At 37.9% G+C, this 19,554-nt stretch carries 19 protein-coding genes; 6 read left to right on the top strand and 13 right to left on the bottom strand.

The window, feature by feature from the left end; translation table 11 throughout:
• Positions 1-26: 26 nt before the first annotated feature.
• From RBH95_RS16200 to RBH95_RS16175, 6 genes are all read right to left on the bottom strand, one after another.
• A complete protein-coding gene (locus RBH95_RS16200) occupies positions 27-572 on the bottom strand; it encodes a YceI family protein (protein ID WP_307900605.1) in 546 nt (181 codons plus the stop codon).
• Between the two features lie 11 nt (positions 573-583).
• The gene (locus RBH95_RS16195) at positions 584-943 is read right to left on the bottom strand and encodes a hypothetical protein (RefSeq protein ID WP_307900604.1); all 360 of its coding nucleotides are present in this window, start codon (positions 941-943) and stop codon (positions 584-586) included.
• Positions 944-960: 17 nt separating this feature from the next.
• Positions 961-1,815, bottom strand: coding sequence for a DUF5777 family beta-barrel protein (locus RBH95_RS16190; protein WP_307900603.1), 855 nt, complete (start codon positions 1,813-1,815; stop codon positions 961-963).
• Positions 1,816-1,849: 34 nt separating this feature from the next.
• Positions 1,850-2,242: a hypothetical protein gene (locus RBH95_RS16185; RefSeq protein WP_307900602.1), complete on the bottom strand. Its 393-nt coding sequence runs from the start codon at positions 2,240-2,242 to the stop codon at positions 1,850-1,852.
• Positions 2,243-2,254: 12 nt separating this feature from the next.
• Positions 2,255-2,743, bottom strand: coding sequence for a hypothetical protein (locus RBH95_RS16180; RefSeq protein WP_307900601.1), 489 nt, complete (start codon positions 2,741-2,743; stop codon positions 2,255-2,257).
• Positions 2,744-2,936: 193 nt separating this feature from the next.
• On the bottom strand, positions 2,937-3,386 hold the full coding sequence (locus RBH95_RS16175; protein WP_307900600.1) for a LexA family transcriptional regulator: 450 nt from the start codon (positions 3,384-3,386) through the stop codon (positions 2,937-2,939).
• A 179-nt stretch (positions 3,387-3,565) separates the two neighbouring features.
• On the opposite strand from RBH95_RS16175, the gene RBH95_RS16170 reads away from it, so the two are divergent.
• From RBH95_RS16170 to RBH95_RS16160, 3 genes are all read left to right on the top strand, one after another.
• Positions 3,566-4,156, top strand: coding sequence for a HupE/UreJ family protein (locus RBH95_RS16170; RefSeq protein WP_307900599.1), 591 nt, complete (start codon positions 3,566-3,568; stop codon positions 4,154-4,156).
• Positions 4,157-4,378: 222 nt separating this feature from the next.
• Entirely contained in the window at positions 4,379-4,810 is a 432-nt protein-coding gene (locus RBH95_RS16165; RefSeq protein ID WP_307900598.1) for a dCMP deaminase family protein, read from the top strand.
• 47 nt (positions 4,811-4,857) lie between these two features.
• The gene (locus RBH95_RS16160) at positions 4,858-6,450 is read left to right on the top strand and encodes a S41 family peptidase (protein ID WP_307900597.1); all 1,593 of its coding nucleotides are present in this window, start codon (positions 4,858-4,860) and stop codon (positions 6,448-6,450) included.
• Positions 6,451-6,456: 6 nt separating this feature from the next.
• Here RBH95_RS16160 and RBH95_RS16155 read toward each other — a convergent pair whose 3' ends face one another.
• The 3 genes from RBH95_RS16155 to RBH95_RS16145 are packed head-to-tail and all read right to left on the bottom strand — an operon-like array spanning position 6,457 to position 7,864.
• A complete protein-coding gene (locus RBH95_RS16155) occupies positions 6,457-7,059 on the bottom strand; it encodes an NAD(P)/FAD-dependent oxidoreductase (protein WP_307900596.1) in 603 nt (200 codons plus the stop codon).
• Positions 7,059-7,262: a hypothetical protein gene (locus RBH95_RS16150; protein ID WP_307900595.1), complete on the bottom strand. Its 204-nt coding sequence runs from the start codon at positions 7,260-7,262 to the stop codon at positions 7,059-7,061. The genes RBH95_RS16155 and RBH95_RS16150 overlap by 1 nt, the downstream gene beginning before the upstream one ends.
• Positions 7,263-7,276: 14 nt before the next feature.
• Positions 7,277-7,864, bottom strand: a complete 588-nt coding sequence (locus RBH95_RS16145; RefSeq protein ID WP_307902268.1) for a MarC family protein — start codon at positions 7,862-7,864, stop codon at positions 7,277-7,279.
• A gap of 124 nt (positions 7,865-7,988) precedes the next feature.
• On the opposite strand from RBH95_RS16145, the gene RBH95_RS16140 reads away from it, so the two are divergent.
• On the top strand, positions 7,989-8,564 hold the full coding sequence (locus tag RBH95_RS16140; protein WP_307900594.1) for a DUF3109 family protein: 576 nt from the start codon (positions 7,989-7,991) through the stop codon (positions 8,562-8,564).
• Here RBH95_RS16140 and RBH95_RS16135 read toward each other — a convergent pair whose 3' ends face one another.
• Both RBH95_RS16135 and RBH95_RS16130 read right to left on the bottom strand, forming a co-directional pair.
• Complete coding sequence (locus RBH95_RS16135) at positions 8,565-10,556, bottom strand: tetratricopeptide repeat protein (protein ID WP_307900593.1); 1,992 nt, start codon at positions 10,554-10,556, stop codon at positions 8,565-8,567.
• Position 10,557: 1 nt separating this feature from the next.
• A complete protein-coding gene (locus RBH95_RS16130) occupies positions 10,558-11,292 on the bottom strand; it encodes a LytTR family DNA-binding domain-containing protein (protein ID WP_307900592.1) in 735 nt (244 codons plus the stop codon).
• Between the two features lie 703 nt (positions 11,293-11,995).
• Between RBH95_RS16130 and RBH95_RS16125 the strand changes: the two genes are divergently transcribed.
• Together RBH95_RS16125 and RBH95_RS16120 are read left to right on the top strand one after the other, a co-directional pair.
• On the top strand, positions 11,996-12,976 hold the full coding sequence (locus RBH95_RS16125) for a ribonucleotide-diphosphate reductase subunit beta (protein ID WP_307900591.1): 981 nt from the start codon (positions 11,996-11,998) through the stop codon (positions 12,974-12,976).
• A 210-nt stretch (positions 12,977-13,186) separates the two neighbouring features.
• Positions 13,187-15,679, top strand: coding sequence for a ribonucleoside-diphosphate reductase subunit alpha (locus tag RBH95_RS16120; protein ID WP_307900590.1), 2,493 nt, complete (start codon positions 13,187-13,189; stop codon positions 15,677-15,679).
• A gap of 72 nt (positions 15,680-15,751) precedes the next feature.
• On the opposite strand, the gene RBH95_RS16115 is transcribed toward RBH95_RS16120, so the two are convergent.
• Complete coding sequence (locus RBH95_RS16115; RefSeq protein WP_307900589.1) at positions 15,752-18,067, bottom strand: inorganic phosphate transporter; 2,316 nt, start codon at positions 18,065-18,067, stop codon at positions 15,752-15,754.
• A gap of 77 nt (positions 18,068-18,144) precedes the next feature.
• Entirely contained in the window at positions 18,145-19,344 is a 1,200-nt protein-coding gene (locus RBH95_RS16110; RefSeq protein WP_307900588.1) for a porin, read from the bottom strand.
• Between the last annotated feature and the right edge of the window lie 210 nt (positions 19,345-19,554).

Raw genomic sequence — 19,554 nt, 5'->3', positions numbered from 1 at the left:
AAAAGTACAATGGGGGTTTGTTTTTGTTATTTCTTGTCTAATGTGAAGTTGAAACTCACTTTAACATCTTTGGAAATTTTATTCTCAACAATACTCGGTATTTTGATGTTGTAATCAGAAATGAGCACCACAAAACTTCCTGTTAGGACGAGTTGATCTCCTTGTTTTTCTATAGTCACGGGAATGTCCTTTAGGGTATTGGTAACCCCGTGAAAGATCAGCTCTCCATCTATGGTGAATTGCTGTTTCCCTGAAAGGCTATTCTTGTCAAAATCTTTGAAAGTGCCTTTAAAGGTCGCTTTCGGGAATTCTGAGGATTCCGCATAGTTTTCATTGAAATGTTCCTCCATGAGGGCATTTTTAAACCGAAATCCTTTTACCAATGCCAATGAGGCAAATTCACCATTGTCAGCATTTAAAATAGCGGTTACCGACGTGTTTTTGGCGGCCACTTCCTCAAAGGAGGGTACTGAAGCTTCAAACTCTAGGGTTCCTGTTTTCGTGAGATACTTTTCCTGGGCAAAGCCTGTTGTAAGGCTTAGGCATAGCAGGAGGTAGACAAGTGTTTTCATAATAATGGTATTTATTCTTCAAGTAGGCCATCTGTTTCCCATTGCTCAACTTGGTCAATGAGGTTTTGTGGCAATTTAGGACCTCCAACAGGCATTAACAATGCTGTGTTATCTGTCGTGATACGTCCAAAAAGATTTCTGTTCAACATAGATTCTTTTACAGTTTCATAAGTTGTCAATGCCATTGGTGCACCATTTACTGGTGGATTGCTGTGGCAGTTGATGCAATTATTATCCATGATTGGTTTAATATGCTCGTTATAGGTAATTGTTTCTGTAATAGGGGTATCGTCGGTTAAGTCGTCTTCGCTATCGTTGGAACAGTTAAACAATAACAATAAGGCTAAAATTGAGGTGTAAGTTAATTTCATAGTTTTTTTTTGTGTTATTAAAATACTCTGCTTAAGTTAAATCCAAAATAAACGTCTCCGTCAGACCAGTCGCCGGTGCTTTGTCCTAGGAATCCGTTGGTGTTCATGGGTTGTGCATTGGTGAAATGCATTTGGAATACGTGACCTCCCGTCTCCAAATCTACGCCAATAGATAAGGGGTTTTTGAATGGTGAATTTGAGGCGCGGTTGAGATGCCATCCGTAGTCCATATTTAGTGACCATCTGGTCGATAATTTATATCTCCCACCAAAACCAAGGGCAAATTGCGAGTTGTCCTGTTCATCAAGCTGCACATAATTGTCATGGAAAAAGGTTGGAGCCAATTCCAGAGATAGATTTTTGGTCACTTTTCTTGAAATGAGTAATTGCGCTGTATATCCCAATCGATGTTTAAATTCTAGTTTTGGAAGATTATCCTCATCTAATGCTGTATTTATCAATAGCGAATTATAGCCTACAATAGTTAGAGGAAACCCATTGGTTTCCTGTCTAAAAAGACGGTATTTAATGGCGCTTTCATAAATTTTTTGATAGGAGCTTCTGGAAACGCTAATGTTGAAACCGTCACTAATACCATAGATGAAATTAAGTCGGGTTACGGCATCGTCAAGTCCAAAGAAGGTGTCGAATCCATTTTCGATACTACCAAATCGGTGGGCCACTACAAAGGTAAATTCGTTTTTGGCGACGAGTTTGGTGGATTCAAAATTAACGATTTTAAGACCTTTAAAAACGGCAGAAACATAGGGGTCTACAATAGTGTCTGTGTCTATTTCGCTTAATAAATCTTCTTGTGAAAAGGTTAAAAATGGAATGCAAAATAGAAAAAGTAAAAAATAGAGGTGCTTCATATGTGATAATAATTCAATAAAGGGTTGTTAAGAGTTAGTTGTTGATTGGGTTGCATTGGTCTAATTTCAGTTCTTCCAAAAGATCGTCATAGCCAATTACGCGACCTTTAAGAGTAATGGTTTGGCCTTGGGAGATACTTGAATTTGTAGGTTGCGATAGCTGGCAGAATATCTTGTTGTTAAGCGTAATGCTTTGCGAAGTACTTTCAGTAACCAGTCCTGTAACGGCAATGGTATTATTGAGATATTTTGTTTCGGCAGCTGTGGGGTCTGTAGCAAATTCCGAGACCAATGTTTGAGCTTCTACAGTAAAAGTAGGCGCTTCTTTTTCAATATTTCTGTGGTCATGATAAATGTAATTGTACCCCAAAATGGCCACGATGGCAATTATGGCAATAATGAAAAGCCAATTGCGAGTTGATTTCATGTCTTTGGAGGTTTATAATTTTTGGAAAGTCAATATATCAGTACCTCCATTGCCTCCACTGATGTCCATTAATTTAATTGTTGAGCTGCTGTAGGTGTCAATGTCCCAATCGTCATTTAGATCTTCAAAGTCATTGGTGTCTGGCACATTAAAAAAGATGTTGAAATCTACGTCGTCACTACTGTTGCTGTCATCATCATTACTACTGTTACTATCTGTAATAGACCACATTCCTGTCATGGTAGTAGTGCCGTTAGTGGCAGTTAAGGTACCGCTTGCCGCAAAGGTGAAGGTGTATCCAGTAAAATGATTAGTTTCGTCTTGACCTGAATCGATAAAGGAGGTGATGATCCAATTTCCGGATTCAGCAATATCTTCAACTTCGCTAATAATAGCATCATTGTTATTTTGGTTGTTGTTGTCATCATCAGAAGAGCAACTGGAAAACAACACAGAAAAGGTCATTAAAATTAGGGCGCCGGCAAGAAACGTATTTTTCATAACAGAATTGAATTTAGCTTTAACACTTAAGATAAAATCACTTAAAATGTTAATAATTTATATGAAAGTTAGTAAAATACTTTTATCAAAGAAAATAATTCTAAAGAGTAGATTTTTTCTACCTATCAAAGATGAGATAAAGAGCCTGGAAAATTAGCGTCAAGTCTAATCAATAACGGCTTGCCGTTTATGATTATATCTTTTTAACAACATGGGTGACAACGCCCCATATTTGAAAGTTACTTTCAGTATTAACTTTTATGGGATTGTAAGCTGGGTTTTCCGGCATTAGGAATACGCCTTCGGAGGTAACATTAAGCCGTTTTACGGTAAACTCTCCATCTATAAAACATACAGCTATTTTATTGTGTTTAGGGCTTAGGCTTCTGTCTACAACCAAAAGATCACCGTCATCAAGTCCAGCCCCTATCATGGATTGGCCGCTTACCTTGGCGTAAAATGTGGTGTCCTTATTGCGAACCAAGGTTTGGTCCAAGCTAATTTTAGAGTCGTTGTAGTCCTCTGCTGGAGAAGGATACCCTGCCGAAATTCCAGTTTGTGCTAATGTTATTTCAAGAGAATTTTCAGTGTCAGGAGTAAAAAACTCTAGGCTGTTTTTAGGGGTTAAAAACTTTAAGGACATTTGGTTTAGTTTTGGCTGTTAGTGTTTTGTTGAGTAAACGGAATCACGTTACACAAGGTTTTAAAATTACATTAAAAAGTATAAACATCTAGAAATTTTAAAGAGCTTCTTATGTTAAAATTTGTTTTGCCAGTTCCTCATTAATCGTAACTTTGACTTATCCCAAATTGTAATTAATTATGCTAGCCGATTTTTTGACTCACCTGCAGCAAGGTATGTACCATGTGCTGAACATTAAAGCCTACGATCACATTTTATTTTTAATTGTCTTGTTGGTGCCTTTTGCATTTAAGGATTGGAAACGCGTACTGTTTTTAATTACCTTGTTTACTTTAGGGCATTCTTTGTCTTTGGCTTTGGCAATCTACGATGTTATCAGGATCAAAGGTTCGCTTGTTGATTTTTTAATCCTTTGCACTATTTTAATTATTGCACTGTATAATGTATTTACTTCTGGCAAGAAGGCCCAAAATGAAAAAATAGGTGTCTTGTTTTTTGCGACCTTGTTTTTAGGGTTGGTTCATGGAATGGGCTATGTGGGGATTTTTGGGAGAGTAGTGCATGCCGCAGACATGAAATTGGTAACGCTTTTGGAATTGTCATTAGGATTGGAAATGGGGCAGCTCATAATTGCCTTTATCATTTTGTTTTTGGGATTCTTGGGAGAGACCATTTTTAGGTTCTCAAAACGGGATTGGGTTATGGTGGTTTCGGCAATGGTCTTGGGAGGTTTGGTACCCGTATTAATGCACAGTGGATACCTATTTTAAGGAGTATGCGTAAATTAGGGTTTTGTAAAACTTTAACTCTAAACCCGTTGCAATTAAAATATGAACCCGTTATCTTCGTTATAGCGTTTGCAAGTGTGTAAACGTATCCCTTTTTACCCATAAAATGGTGGGAAATCATATTAGAATAAAGATTGCAGACATACTTTTGTATCTTTTTTGTGGTGCAGGTACGTTGCGCCCAGATTATTATAAACATACTAAATGCCGAAAAAGAAACAGTTGCGCTATGACAAGGCGTATTTAAGAATTGCTAAGGAGTGGGGGAAATTATCACATTGTAAGCGTAAGCAAGTTGGGGCCCTCATAGTAAAGGATAGAATGATTATTTCAGATGGGTACAATGGTACTCCTACCGGATTTGAAAACTATTGCGAAGACGATGAAGGCTACACCAAATGGTATGTGTTACATGCCGAGGCTAATGCTATTCTAAAAGTGGCGTCTTCAACTCAGTCCTGTAAAGGAGCTACTTTGTACATTACGTTGTCGCCGTGTAAGGAATGCAGTAAACTTATCCATCAGGCAGGAGTTGTGAGAGTCGTGTATCAACAACCTTACAAAGACGATTCGGGGCTTCGATTTTTGGAGAAGGCGGGAATTGAATTGGAGTTGATCGAGGATTTGGAAGATTGATGGTGCCCTGATATCTGTATAAAGGAATTGCAAGTTGAGATAGTGAATTGAGTTTTAAGAAAAAATACATACCGTTAATTGTTGGAATGGCTGTTGCTGTTGGGGTGTTTATTGGGGGTAAATTGAATTTTGCAGACACCTCGGATAGGCTGTTTACGTCCAATAGCAAAAAGGATAAACTCAATCGGCTTATAGATTATATCGAATATGAATATGTTGACGATGTAAATACAGATAGCATCGTTGATGTTACCGTAAACGGAATTTTGGATAATCTAGACCCGCATTCTACCTATATTCCAAAGGGTGAAATGGAACGGGTTTCGGAAAATATGAAAGGGGATTTTGTGGGGATAGGTGTGAGCTTCTATACTTACAAAGACACCGTGACGGTAATTAGGCCCGTTGAAGGAGGGCCTAGTGAAAAAGCCGGGATAAAGGGGGGAGATAGAATTATTGTTGCCGATGGCGATTCTATATTCGGGCGGCAATGGTCCAATGATGACATTATTCAAAAACTGAAGGGAGAGAAGAATTCCAAAGTACATTTAACAGTTTACAGAAAGGGAGAAGATAGACTGCTTGACTTCGATATCAAACGGACTGTCATTCCAATAAAAAGTGTGGATGCCTCTTACATGCTTACTTCCAGATTGGGATATATTAAAATTAATCGATTTGCAGAGTCTACTTATCGGGAATTTAAATCGGCATTGGACCAGCTTCAGGATTACGGGGCTACCCAATTGGTCTTGGATTTGAGAGATAATCCAGGGGGCTTTTTGGGGATTGCCGAACAGATTGTAGATGAGTTTTTGGAAGACGATAAGCTTATTTTGTTTACAAAAAATAAGGCGGGAAAAATAGAGCGTAGCTATGCTACCCGAAATGGTGATTTTGAAGAGGGTGAGGTTTATATTCTTATTAATGAAAATTCAGCTTCTGCCAGTGAGATTGTGGCTGGAGCACTTCAGGATAACGATAAGGGAACTATCATTGGTAGACGTTCCTATGGTAAGGGCTTGGTTCAGCGCGAAATGGCCTTGGGAGATGGAAGTGCCGTGAGGTTAACCGTTTCAAGATATTACACTCCTACCGGCCGTTCTATTCAGCGGCCTTACCACAATGGTCATAATGAAGAATATTATAACGATTATTACAAGCGATTACGCAATGGTGAACTTGTTGAAGAAGAGAATATTGAAGTAGCCGATTCGTTGAAATTTGTAACCCCTAAAGGAAAAATTGTTTACGGAGGAGGAGGTATTATTCCTGACATATTTGTACCGCTGGATAGCAGTGTGCACAATGAGACATTAACCTATATAAAGCGCAGGGGTTATGTGAGTAATTTTGTGTTTGAGGAGTTGGATAGAGACAGGAGTGTTTATGGTGATGTAGATAAGGAAGATTTTATTCAAAATTTTGAAGTTAGTGACGATATAGTGGTTAAATTCCAGGAGTATTTGAATAAGAGAGAACGTGTAAAAATGACCTTTGTGGCTTATCACGATGCCATCAAACGAATGATTAAGGCTGATCTTGCAGACCAACTTTATGGCGGTAATACCTATGAGCGCATCATAAATGCTTCCGATGATATGATCTTGGAAGTGGTTAAATTAAGCGAAGGGAACTAATACTTCTTATAATTTGTCGTGAACATGACTTTGTATTCCGTTGTTCCAAAGGGTCAAGATGTCTGTGGCTACTTGTGCACCGCTTCCAGCAGCAATATTAAATTGACTTCTCCAACCAGCTAAAGTTCCGGCAACATATAGGCCTTCCGCGACAAGGTGGTCCTCATTTTGCAGCCAGATGCGTTCTTTGGTAGCCTCTGCTCGTGGATGTGGAGCAATGTAAGTTTCTAGACCTTTGATGGATAGTAGGTTGGTGTATCCTACGGCTACAACAACAATTTTAGAAGTGTAGCTGTTTTTGTTGGTAATTATATTAAATCCGTTTGCAGCAGGTTGTATTTCCAAAACCTTTTCTTTTTCAATTTGTACGACATGCGGGTAATTGTTGGCGAGTTGTTTGCTTCCATCGTCCAAAACGGATTGGCCGGTAGTGCCTGTTGGCAACCCTAAAGCATTGTTGAATATTGCATTTTGAAGATGCGATGCCTTTTGGTGCATGATAATGCCAATTTGCTTGTCTTTGGCATATGCCTTATTGACTGCAGAGCCTAATACTAAGGCGCAGGACATTCCCGAAGCGCCTCCTCCAATAATTAGAGCGTCAAACATTATCTTTTATTTTTTAAGTTTTTCTCAATGCGTTTTGAAATCCTTAAAATTTGAAGGAGTACAATACCGCAAAGCGAAGCTAAGATTGTAATAAGGGCGATAATGCTTTGCCCTTTAAAAGGAGCACTAAAATCAATTTGAGTAATGTTGAATATGATTAGTGCAGAGGCGATAACTGTAAATATGATGATAAATATTTTCATGGTAACAAAAGTTTTTAAGCGAGTTCAAAAAGGGCTTTAATGTTATGGGCAAATAATTTTACGGCAATGGCTAATAATATCACACCAAATATTTTTCGGATGATACTGATGCCGTTTTGGCCAATCATGCGTTCAATTTTTACAGAAGTCTTAAGGACAATGTAGATAAATATAACGTTCAGAATGACTGCAATGATGATGTTTTCTAAGTGATACTCCGCACGCAAAGATAAAATCGTTGTTAAACTACCGGGACCGGCGATTAATGGAAATGCTAAGGGAAAAACACTGGCATTCATAGCGTTGCTTTCTTCTTCTTTGTATAGGGTGATTCCTAAAACCATCTCTAGGGCGATAAAAAATAGAACAAAGGCTCCTGCCACCGCAAATGAGTTTACGCCTATACCTATCATTGATAAGATACTTTTACCCAAGAAGAGGAATAGAATCATAATGATTCCGGCAATGATGGCGGCTTTTTCACTTTGGATATGTCCTGCTTTTTTTCTGAGATCTATAATAATGGGAATGCTGCCTATAATATCTATTACGGCAAACAGTACCATAAAGGTGGTAATGATTTCTTTTATGTTGAGTTGTATCATGTTATGTTGAAATTTTTGGCAAATTTCGGGATTTACAAATTAATGAGCTTTATAAAAGTGGGTAAAATTTAATTGCTTTTCAAAGGATTTATTTTGTTGGAATATGACGTATCTTTGCCACATGTTTCAGTTAGGAAAAACCATAGTTTCAGAAGAAATCATAGAAAATGATTTTGTGTGTAACCTGTCTGCTTGTAAGGGAGCCTGTTGTATCGATGGCGATGCTGGGGCGCCCTTAGATGAAGAGGAATCGCGTATTTTAGAAGAGATTTACCCAAAAGTAAAACCTTATCTGCGAGAAAAAGGTATTGCTGCCATAGAGTCACAGGGAACTTTTATAACCACGGAAGATGGCGATTTGGAAACGCCTTTGATTGATGGGGCAGATTGTGCCTATGTGATTTTTGATAAAAAGGGGACAGCGCTTTGTGCAATAGAGGAGGCCTATAACCAAGGAGATATTGACTGGAAAAAGCCGGTGTCCTGCCATTTGTATCCTATTAGAGTGCAGGATTACAGTGAGTTTTCGGCTGTTAATTACCACAGGTGGCACATTTGTGATGATGCCTGTAGTTTAGGTAAGGAGCTTCAGGTGCCAGTTTACAAATTTGCCAAACAAGGGCTTGTTCGAAAGTTTGGTGAAGACTGGTATTCTGAATTAGAAAAAGTTGCTGAAAAGTTCGAAAAGACTAAGTGATTACGCTGTTCTAAGAACGCTAGAGCGTGTTGGAATGTGGATAATGACTTTGGTCCCTGTAGGTCTATGGTTGTTGTCGTATAGATCTACTACTTCAATTTTATAGGGACTGGTATAGGTTTTGTAAAAATTGGAAAGCCTTGCTTTAGTTAAGGCAATACCAACAGATTTTCTTTTCAGTAATTTATTCTTGTTGATTTTTTCAGACTCTAATCTTCCAATGCCGTTGTCTGTAATGGAAATTGTAACATAGTCATCGGTGGTTTTGGAAGCATGTAGGATTATTTTTTTGTCGTCTTTTTTTGAGGAGAGTCCATGCCATAGAGCATTTTCCAAAAAGGGTTGTAATATTAAAGAAGGTAATTTAACATTGCTGGTATTGATGTTGTTATCGATTTTTATTTGAAAGTCAATTTCGTTCGAAAACCGTATGTTTTCAATATTCATGTAGAGCTTCATGGTATCCAATTCGTCTTCCAAAGAAATTTCTTTTTCCGTAGAGGCAATCAGGATTTTTCTAATAAGTTTAGAGAATTTATTTAGGTAATAAACCGCATTTTCCTTCTCGTTGTTGATAATGTATAGCTTTATAGAGTTAAGCGAGTTGAAGATGAAGTGAGGATTCATCTGGCTTCTTAACATGTCCTGTTCTAATGTTAGGATTTGTTTTTCTTGTTTTAATTGGCGGTGTCTGTTTAGGGTTATTATGGCCCCGGCAATCAAGATTAAGGCAATTAATGAATACCAAAATATTTTTTGATTACGCAGTAATTTGGATTTCACGAGCTCATTTTCGTTGGCTAATGCACGAATTTGGTGATTTTTTATTTCACTTTCATATTGCACAATAATATCGTTAACGTATTGAAGGTTACGCTCGTTTAATATAGTTTCTTCTTCTGCGATATAATCTTTGTAATGGTTTAGGGCCGTTTCATAATTGCCCTTTTTTTCATAAAGTTCGGCTAGGTGTTTATTCGCTTCTACTTTGGCGCTTTTTAGACTGTATTTTTTTCCAATATCAATAGCGGTTTTTAAATTGCTTTCAGCGGCATCAAATTCTCCCAGTTCGTTTTGAGCCCAGCCCAGATTAATGAAGGAGGAGGCAATGTATAGCTGGTCTCCCTCTAGTAAAGCCTTTTTGAGAGCTTCTTCTATGATGGTTTTAGCTTCGCGTGGTTTTCCTTGTTTGATGTAGATTTGAGCTATGCTATTGTTGCATATAATTCGGCCTATTTCAGAGTCAATTTTGTTATTGTACTCAAGAGAGGTTTTATAGTTGTTGAGAGCTTCGTCTAATAAGCCTTTGGCTTCATTGGCATAGCCAATATTTTGATAGTTTATGGCTAAGCCAAGCGTATTGTTTTGTTCTTTTTCTATGACCAGGGACTTGCTGAATTGTCTTAAGGCTAAGTCGTATTGGTTTAGAGCTAGGTAAATATTTCCCATGCTGTTTTGGGAGACTGCAATGCTGTGTTTTACTTCTTCAGATGGAGTTTCAAAAGAGTTGGCTAAGTCTAATGCCTTTTTGTGGTAGTCTAATGCGGGTTTTACCAAATCCATGCGGCGGTATACAACGCCAAGCATGTTTAGGGATATAATTTCCAGCTCTGTGTTTTGTGCATTTACAGCCAGTTCGTTGGCTTTCTTGTGGGTTATAATAGCTTTTTCGTATAGGGATGTGTTCCTGTAAATAATGCCTAGGGAATTGTAGGCATAACATTGGGCTTCTAGATAATTTGAGGCCTCGGCCATGGTGGCCAGGGTTTTCATTTTAATACTGTCGCTTCTAAAGTTTTTAAAGGTTTCATTAATTTCAGAATAGTCATTTGGCCTGGTTTTCATTAGGTGTGAGGCCTTGTTGTAAAAGTCATCTGAGGATTGAGAAAAGGTATGGGGGCACCATAGCAGGAGTATTGTAAACAATACTAAGGCATAGCCTTTAAGAGGAAAGCTCTCTTTTCTGAATCCAATTTGAAATGACATTGACATTTTAAAATTTTTCTAAAAAATTTGATTTACGTTGTCTGGCAACAGGTATTTTGTGGTTGGATTGCATGACGACGTAGCCATCGTTTTTAATGTATTCCTTGATTCGGTTGAGGTTGATGATAAACGAGTTGTGTATTCTGAAGAAGAATTGCTTGGGTAAAATACTGTATACTTCCTTTAATTTTTTGGTAATAACCGTTTTTTGGCCATCTGCCATGACAATGGTACTGTAGTTGCCGTCTGATTCTATAAAGAGGATATCATCTACGGGTACAAACATCAACTTTCCGTCTGTATTGATCGTGATTTTCTTCTGATCAAATTTTGTGTGAAAATTAATTAATACCTCTTCAATTTTGGAGGAGTTGAGAAGTCGGTAATTAAATTTTTTAACCCTTTTGATGGTGTCTTCCAAATCGTCGGAGTCTATCGGTTTAAGAAGATAATCAATTGCTTCGTGTTTTAGTGCTTTTATGGCATATTCGTTATATGCCGTTGTAATTACGATAGCAAAATCCTTGGCTGGAAGGTTGTCCAAAAACTGAAAACCATCCATCGTAGGCATTTGAATGTCTAAAAATAAGCAATCTGGTGGATTGGTTTCAAGATAGTCTATGGCGGCTTCTGGAGAGGTGAAAGTCTTGACAATTTCTATGTCATCGCTAAAGTTTGTAAGTTCCCAAGACAAACTTTGTATAGCTTTTGGTTCATCGTCTACTATTACGGCTTTTATCATAGCTTCAAATATAGTAATATTCTAGTATAGAAGTATATGCTGTTGATAATTTACGAATTGCCCAAAATTGTGCAAAAAAAGTGTGAAATATACATTTTTTTGTCTAAGTTAATGTAAGTTCCAATTATACAGTTTTTTTAACCAACTATACAACTAGGGTAATAAAGTTGAATTGAATTGAAGATATTTGAAGTGTTAAAGGGATAAATTTTTTGTAAAGTAAAAGTGATTTTTGTGATTCACTTTTTTGATTATACGCTATTAATCAAATGAAGCTAGAGCAATCTAGTTTCGTCATCACAAAATTTAAGGTAACTATTTCTTTAAAGTATAGTTTTAGTTAGTTTAGTTAATTATTGGGGAAAAGAGAGCTGGTCAGGCTCTCTTTTTATTTTGCTTCATTTTAACTTTTTTGTCTTCGCTTTTTGTTAATCAAAATTTAACGGTTTCGTTTTATGTATTGTTTGTAAAAATTGTAAACAATTGCAGGTGTTAAATTATTTAAAGTTCAGTAGTATAGGGGGTTGGTGTGATTTTTTTGTAAACTTTTGGAAGGTGGAGGGTTTTGTGTTTGTTAAAAACTTGTTGACAATGTTCATAAAATTAGTTTTATTTTTCAGGTTCAATTTTGAATATTTGTTAAACCCAAGTCGTCAGAAAATATTCATTTAAATCATCAAAAAACCAAAAAAACAAAATACTAATGTCTCAAGCTACTGAACCAATTTTACAAGAAAATAAAGATCGATTTGTAATATTTCCTATCCAACATCACGACATTTGGGAGTGGTATAAAAAATCTGAAGCGAGTTTTTGGACCGCGGAAGAAATAGATTTACATCAAGATCTTACAGATTGGCAAAGTAAATTGACAGACGATGAACGTTACTTCATTAAGCATATCTTGGCATTTTTTGCCGCCAGCGATGGAATTGTAAATGAAAATCTTGCCGAAAACTTCGTTAATGAAGTGCAATACAGTGAGGCGAAATTCTTTTATGGGTTTCAAATTATGATGGAAAATATCCATAGTGAAACTTATTCGTTGTTGATAGATACCTATGTGAAAGATGAAAAGGAAAAGGGGATGCTCTTCAATGCCATTGAAACTTTTCCGGCTATTAAGAAAAAGGCCGAATGGGCTCTTAAATGGATTGAATCACCAAGTTTTGCTGAACGATTGATTGCTTTTGCCGCCGTGGAAGGTATCTTCTTCTCTGGAGCCTTTTGTTCTATTTTTTGGCTTAAAAAGCGCGGGTTAATGCCAGGGCTTACTTTTTCAAACGAACTTATTTCTAGGGATGAGGGGGTGCACTGTGATTTTGCTGTGCACTTGCATAACCATCATTTGGTAAATAAAGTGCCCAAGGCACGTATTACGGAAATTCTGGTGGACGCGTTGGATATTGAAAGAGAATTTATCACAGAATCTCTTCCTGTAAGTTTGATTGGGATGAACTCTAAATTAATGACTCAATATTTGGAATTTGTAACAGACCGTCTGTTGAGCGAACTAGGGTGTGATAAAGTTTATAATACGACAAATCCTTTTGACTTTATGGATATGATTTCCCTACAGGGGAAAACCAATTTCTTTGAAAAGCGCGTGTCGGAATATCAAAAGGCAGGTGTCCTTAACAAAGAGGAAGAAGAAGATAAATTCAAGTTTGACGCCGATTTTTAAACGATTGGTATCTTCCTTAAATCTAAAATATAGCCCTTTTCCATAGGGGTAATCAATACTTATTTATAATACAAAGCTCTGCAGTTTTTAGGGTTTGTTTTCTTGAAAACTTCAGAGCCTATCTTACCGAATTTTGCATTTGTCAAAGTTTGGGCTAACTAATTAACCCATTTTCTGAAGCAATTCAGGAAGCTAAAAACGTGTAAACATATGTATGTTGTAAAAAGAGATGGCCGAAAGGAGCCGGTGATGTTCGACAAAATCACTGCAAGAGTTAGAAAATTATGCTACGGATTGAACGAATTGGTCGATCCGGTAAAAGTAGCAATGCGAGTAATTGAAGGGTTGTACGATGGTGTGACCACCAGTGAACTTGATAATTTAGCAGCAGAAATTGCTGCTACAATGACTACGGCTCACCCGGATTATGCTCGGTTGGCTGCAAGAATTTCGGTATCCAATTTACATAAAAACACAAAAAAGACGTTCAGTGAGGTAATGCATGATCTGTATACTTATGTAAACCCTCGTACTGGCCAAAAGGCTCCATTGCTTTCTGAAGAAGTGTACAAGGTTGTTATGGATAACCGTGACAAGTTGGACTCTACCATCATTTACAATCGCGATTTTGGTTACGATTATTTTGGGTTTAAAACACTAGAGCGTTCCTATTTGCTTAAATTGAACGGTAAAATCGCCGAGCGTCCGCAGCATATGCTCATGAGGGTAGCTGTTGGAATCCATCTTAATGATTTGGATGCTGCTGTAGAGACTTATGAGTTAATGTCTAAAAAGTATTTTACACACGCTACGCCTACACTTTTTAACTCGGGCACCCCTAAACCTCAAATGTCGTCTTGTTTTTTATTGACTATGAAAGAAGACAGTATTGATGGTATTTACGATACCCTAAAACAAACGGCTAAAATTTCGCAATCCGCTGGTGGTATTGGATTGGCTATTCATAATGTAAGGGCAACGGGAAGTTACATTTCAGGAACTAATGGAACTTCCAATGGGATTGTTCCAATGTTGCGTGTTTTTAATGATACGGCACGTTATGTAGATCAAGGTGGCGGCAAGCGAAAAGGTAGTTTTGCTATTTATATTGAAACTTGGCATGCCGACATTTTTGATTTTCTGGACTTAAAGAAAAATCATGGAAAAGAGGAAATGCGTGCGCGCGATTTGTTCTATGCCATGTGGATTTCGGATTTGTTCATGAAACGGGTGCAGGAGGATGGTCAATGGACTTTAATGTGTCCTAACGAATGTCCCGGGTTGGATGAAACCCACAGTGAAGCCTTTGAAGAGCTTTATTTAAAGTATGAAGCAGAGGGGAGAGGGCGCAAAACCATCAAAGCTCGTGAGTTGTGGGAGAAAATATTAGAGTCACAAATAGAGACGGGGACACCATATATGCTATACAAGGATGCTGCAAACCGTAAATCTAATCAGCAAAATCTTGGAACTATCCGTTCTTCAAACTTATGTACAGAAATTTTGGAATATACGGCTCCGGATGAAGTGGCGGTATGTAATTTGGCGTCTATTGCCTTGCCAATGTTTATTAAAAATGGGGAATTTGACCACAAGGAACTGTTTAAAATTACCAAACGTGTTACTAAAAACCTTAATAGGGTTATTGATAGAAATTACTATCCAGTAATCGAAGCTCAGAACTCCAATTTTAGGCATCGACCTGTAGGTTTAGGTGTGCAAGGTTTGGCGGATACGTTCATTAAACTGCGTATGCCTTTTACAAGTGATGAGGCCAAAAAGTTGAACCAAGAAATTTTTGAAACGCTCTATTTTGCTGCGGTTACCGCAAGTATGGAAGAAGCTATGGCGGATGGTCCATACCAAAGTTATGAGGGGTCTCCTATAAGTAAGGGCGAGTTTCAACATAATCTTTGGGGGGTTAAGGATGAAGAATTGAGTGGTCGCTGGAATTGGGACAAACTGAGGCAGGATGTGTTAAAGCATGGTGTTAGGAATTCCTTATTGGTGGCGCCAATGCCAACGGCTTCCACATCTCAGATTTTAGGCAATAACGAGTGCTTTGAGCCTTACACTTCCAATATATATACCAGAAGAGTATTGTCTGGAGAATTTATTGTGGTGAACAAGCATTTATTGGAAGACTTGGTTGAGCTTGGTCTATGGAATGAGAATTTGAAACAGGAAATAATGAGGGCTAACGGATCTATCCAAAATATAGATGAAATTCCCGAGGATATCAAAGAGTTGTATAAGACAGTTTGGGAGCTTAGTATGAAGGATATAATTGATATGGCACGTCACCGAGGCTATTTTATCGATCAGTCTCAATCTCTAAACTTATTTATGGAAGGAGCTACGATGGCTAAATTGACCTCTATGCACTTTTATGCTTGGAAAAGCGGGTTGAAAACAGGAATGTATTACCTGCGTACCAAAAGTGCTGTAGACGCTATTAAATTTACTTTAGACAATAAGAAAAAAGAGCAAGCGATACCGCAGGCTAAAAAGGAAAAAATGGAAGAAGTAAAAGAGGAGCCTGTTGTGGTTCAGCAAAAGGAGCAGGCGGCCAAAACAGCTGCTAAATTTGCCAAGGAAACCTCCGATGTGGAAGTGGAGCCAATGAGTGCAGAAGAAATGAAAGCGTTGATTGAGGCTGCTAAGGCCAATGAAGGTGATGATTGCTTGATGTGCGGTTCTTAGTTTTGAATAAGTTGAATGTAAATAAAAAAGGCCATCTCAATGAGATGGCCTTTTTAGTTGTTACTAACTCTTTTATTCCTCTTCGCTACCGGCAAATAATTTACTTAAGGTTGCAGGTTTTACTGAACTGTCATGGGCGTTGTAATACTCTTCCAATAAGTTCATTGTAGCATTAAGAAGGTCTTTTGTTTCTAATAACATACTGAAGTAAAGCGTCGTGTTTTTAGGGCTCGATTCTTCGGTTCGAGTACGCTCCACTTGTTTTTGGATTTTATCTGTTACTAGAGAAACGATTTCTTCTTTTCTGTTCAAGATTTGACCAATTTCTTCAAATGAATTGGTTTCAAAAGCATGTTTGGTGTTTTGAAATAGTCTTTCAAAGCGCTCGTCCACTTCTTTCAACTCCTTAATCTGACTAAATTTTAGTTTCTTGTGATTGTTGTTGATATGTTTGTGGCTTGCCTTGGAGATGTATTCCAAAGACTGCGTCATATCTTGTAGGTAACCTAAAACGTTAATGTAGAAATTACTGGCGCCAACGCTGGACTCGTCCAAATTTTTTATGAAATAGAAAATGTTGTCACGTAGTTCGTCAATTTCATCAGATAATTTAACGACTTGCTTTTTATTCTTTTTAAGCATTGCCAAATCTTGTTTTGCAAGACCGTTAATGGCATTGGTGTAAATTCTGTTCCCTCTGTTAACTACGTTGGCAATATTGTCTGCACTTTCGTAAATAACACCTTGTACAGAGCTGCTTTCCGCTTTTAATAGGCGGTCTTCAGCTTTTTGCTCTTTTGATTTTTTGCTGTGTGATAAGTAGTTGCGAACCAAAATAATGGTTGCCAATAACAATAGTACAGGTACCATTACTTTTACATTCCAATTAAGGAAATAAGCAATAACAGCGGCCGATACAAAGGCAATAAGTGCGGTGAAAAACCAACCTCCAATAACGTTTATTACACCTGCTACACGATATACGGCGCTTTCTGCTCCCCAAGCTCTATCTGCCAAAGAAGTACCCATGGCAACCATAAAAGTTACATATGTCGTAGATAATGGCAACTTCATTGAAGTAGCTATGGAGATTAATACGGCTGCTACCATTAGGTTTACAGCTGCTCTTACCAAGTCAAAAGCAGGTAATTCATATGTTTTGTCCTTTTTAAGGGTAATTACTGGTTTTTCAAATTGCTGATCAATTTTGGCTTGCCAAGATTCTGGTAAAATATAAGCTGAAATTTGAGACATCAAGATAGCTGTTCTTACAAATCCTCGCGATAGGAAGTTTGGTTGGAAGCGCTCTTTTGTCTCTTCTTGACTTGAAAGGTCTAGAGAGGTTTTGACAACATCTTTAGCTTTACTGGAGAACCAAAGGGTAATTACCATAATTAAACCTGCGGCCATCAATAAGAATGTAGGGGTAGGGACTTTAGAGGCTAAACTAGCCATGGCAAAAGTTTCTGGAGCAGCTCCTGAAGCTGTCCAAGCTTGGAAGGATTGCCAACCTGCAATTGGAACTCCAATAAAGTTTACCAAATCGTTTCCAGCAAATGCTAAGGCTAATGCAAAGGTCCCTACAAGGATAATTAATTTGTAAATGTTTGTTTTGGCAAACATTATTAATGCAAAGGATAGTAGTGACCAAAACACTAAACTAATGGCAACAATAATTAGTACTTGATGCTCTAAGAAGTGGCTAATGGTTTCTCCTCCCAAAATATCAAAACTTTCTTTGGCGTAGTTGGTTCCTTTAATACCTTTCATGAAGATGAAATACGTGATGGCTGTTAAAGCAAAGCCTCCAAATAAAGCGCCAACCCATTTCGCCTTTCTTTCAAAATCATAAGACAGCAATAATCTTGAGACCCATTGTACGATGGCGCCTATTGTAAAGGCGACGACTACCGAGAGCAGGATACCGAAGATAATTTCGGTAGCTTTCGAGGTGTTAATGTAGTTAACGACATCGCTGAAGGTTCCTCCGTCATTGGCAATCTTAATCAATGCCATGGCTACGGAAGCGCCAAGTAATTCAAATACAATAGAAACCGTGGTTGATGTAGGCATCCCAACAGAATTGAAAAAGTCCAAGAGGAGGATGTCTGTTATCATGACGGCCATAAAAATGATCATGATTTCACTAAACATGAACTGGCCGGGGTTGAAGATTCCCTTTCGGGCAACCTCCATCATTCCGCTGGAAAATATAGCTCCAACAGCTACCCCTATACTGGCAACTATCATAATGGTTTTAAAGGAAAACGCTTTAGACCCAATAGCCGAGTTTAAAAAGTTTACCGCGTCATTACTTACCCCAACAACTAAATCAGCAATGGCCAAAACGCCTAGGGCAACTATCATTAATAAATAAATATTATCCATAATTTAATTTCAAATAATTTGCAAATATCTATAGTGTTTTTATTAGGTGCGTTACCTAATTGTTAACATTTTGGTGGTTAAAAATGGATTTCAAATTGTAAACGCCAACCCAATTTATCCGATTGGACTGCGAAGTCTGCATAAGTGATATCCGATTGCACCTTAAGTTTATGACCTACAATATACTTAGAAACTCCTAGAGTATACTCATTTGTAGTGTCTCTTCCTGTAATTTCTTTAAAATCTGTGTTGGCATAACGTCCTGCAACTTCCCAATTGCTTTTGAAAAGGTAACCTGCCGAAAGATTGTAACCACTTCCAACTTGTACAATATCACCAGTGGGTGTACCATCGCTATTTACGGCTACCGGAGTGTCTGCATCTCTGTTGGCATATTCTCCCATGATTGAAAGGCCTCTGTATTTAAACATGGCATCTACAAATAGGGTTGTGATGTCTGTTTCAAACAAACCGTTGTCTGTTTCCATATAGGTGCCCATATTGCTGCGGGTTCTTACGGCGTTATCGTTAAAATCGTAGGATACTCCTAGAGCTAATTTAGGGGACTTTGTACGTTTAAGGTCACTTCCCATATAATCTTCTTTTCCTTCGAAGGTTCCAAATGGATACATTTCTAGTCGTCCAGTATATTGTTGTCCACCTAAATTACCTGTGGTTACGTTTCTACCTTCTCCTTGAGAAATGGCCAAAACTTCTTTGATGACAAACTTTTTGGTGATGGCAATTTGGTGGTGTAATTGGATCCCCATGTCACGGTCTATATTAAAACCTGCATTAAGGATGGAACGGTCCACAAATTGTAAATTGGCCGATGAAATAACACGTTCACGGTTTCCTGGCAGTTTGGTTTGTCCAAACCACAGTACAAAGTTGCCGTGGAAATTCCATTTCATTACGGCATCCATAACAAAACGAGGGGAATTGTGTGTGTAATAGGAAGCGCCGGACATATCGCGGTTTGAAAGACCGAACTCTAATTTGTACTTTAATTTTGGGGTTAAGGCGTAACCGTCAAACTTTAAACGGGAACGTCTTACGAGCATACTAGATTGAAGGTTTCCTAGATCTCCATCATTTTCCGTCCAGGTAGTAGATCCTAATAGCTGCACACGAGCTCCAATTTTCATCGTCCAAGAGCTGTCTTTACCAACTAGGTTAAAAAGGCCTTTTCCGAATTTAGGACTGTTTGTTTCTTGTGCATGAGAGGTAAGCATGCAACATAGCATAACTGCCAAGGCAGTAAGTTTAAGTTTCATATCAGGGGTATTAGTTTTTGTCGGCGGCAAAGAACTAAAAACTATGTTAACTTAATGTTACGTGAAGATTAAGTTTGTAACATTAAAAAAAAGAGGCCACTTTGTTAAAAGTAGCCTCTAGAATTCACTATAATATAGTCGACAAAAACTAATAGATTATATGAATCTCTCATTGTTTGTCATAAGACTCTGCAAATCTGCCAATATAAA

Source organism: Mangrovimonas sp. YM274 (assembly GCF_030908385.1).
In the GTDB taxonomy this organism is placed as follows: Bacteria; Bacteroidota; Bacteroidia; order Flavobacteriales; family Flavobacteriaceae; genus Mangrovimonas_A.
Note: the sequence above shows the minus strand (reverse complement) of the source record. Positions and strands in the feature narration are given on the sequence as shown.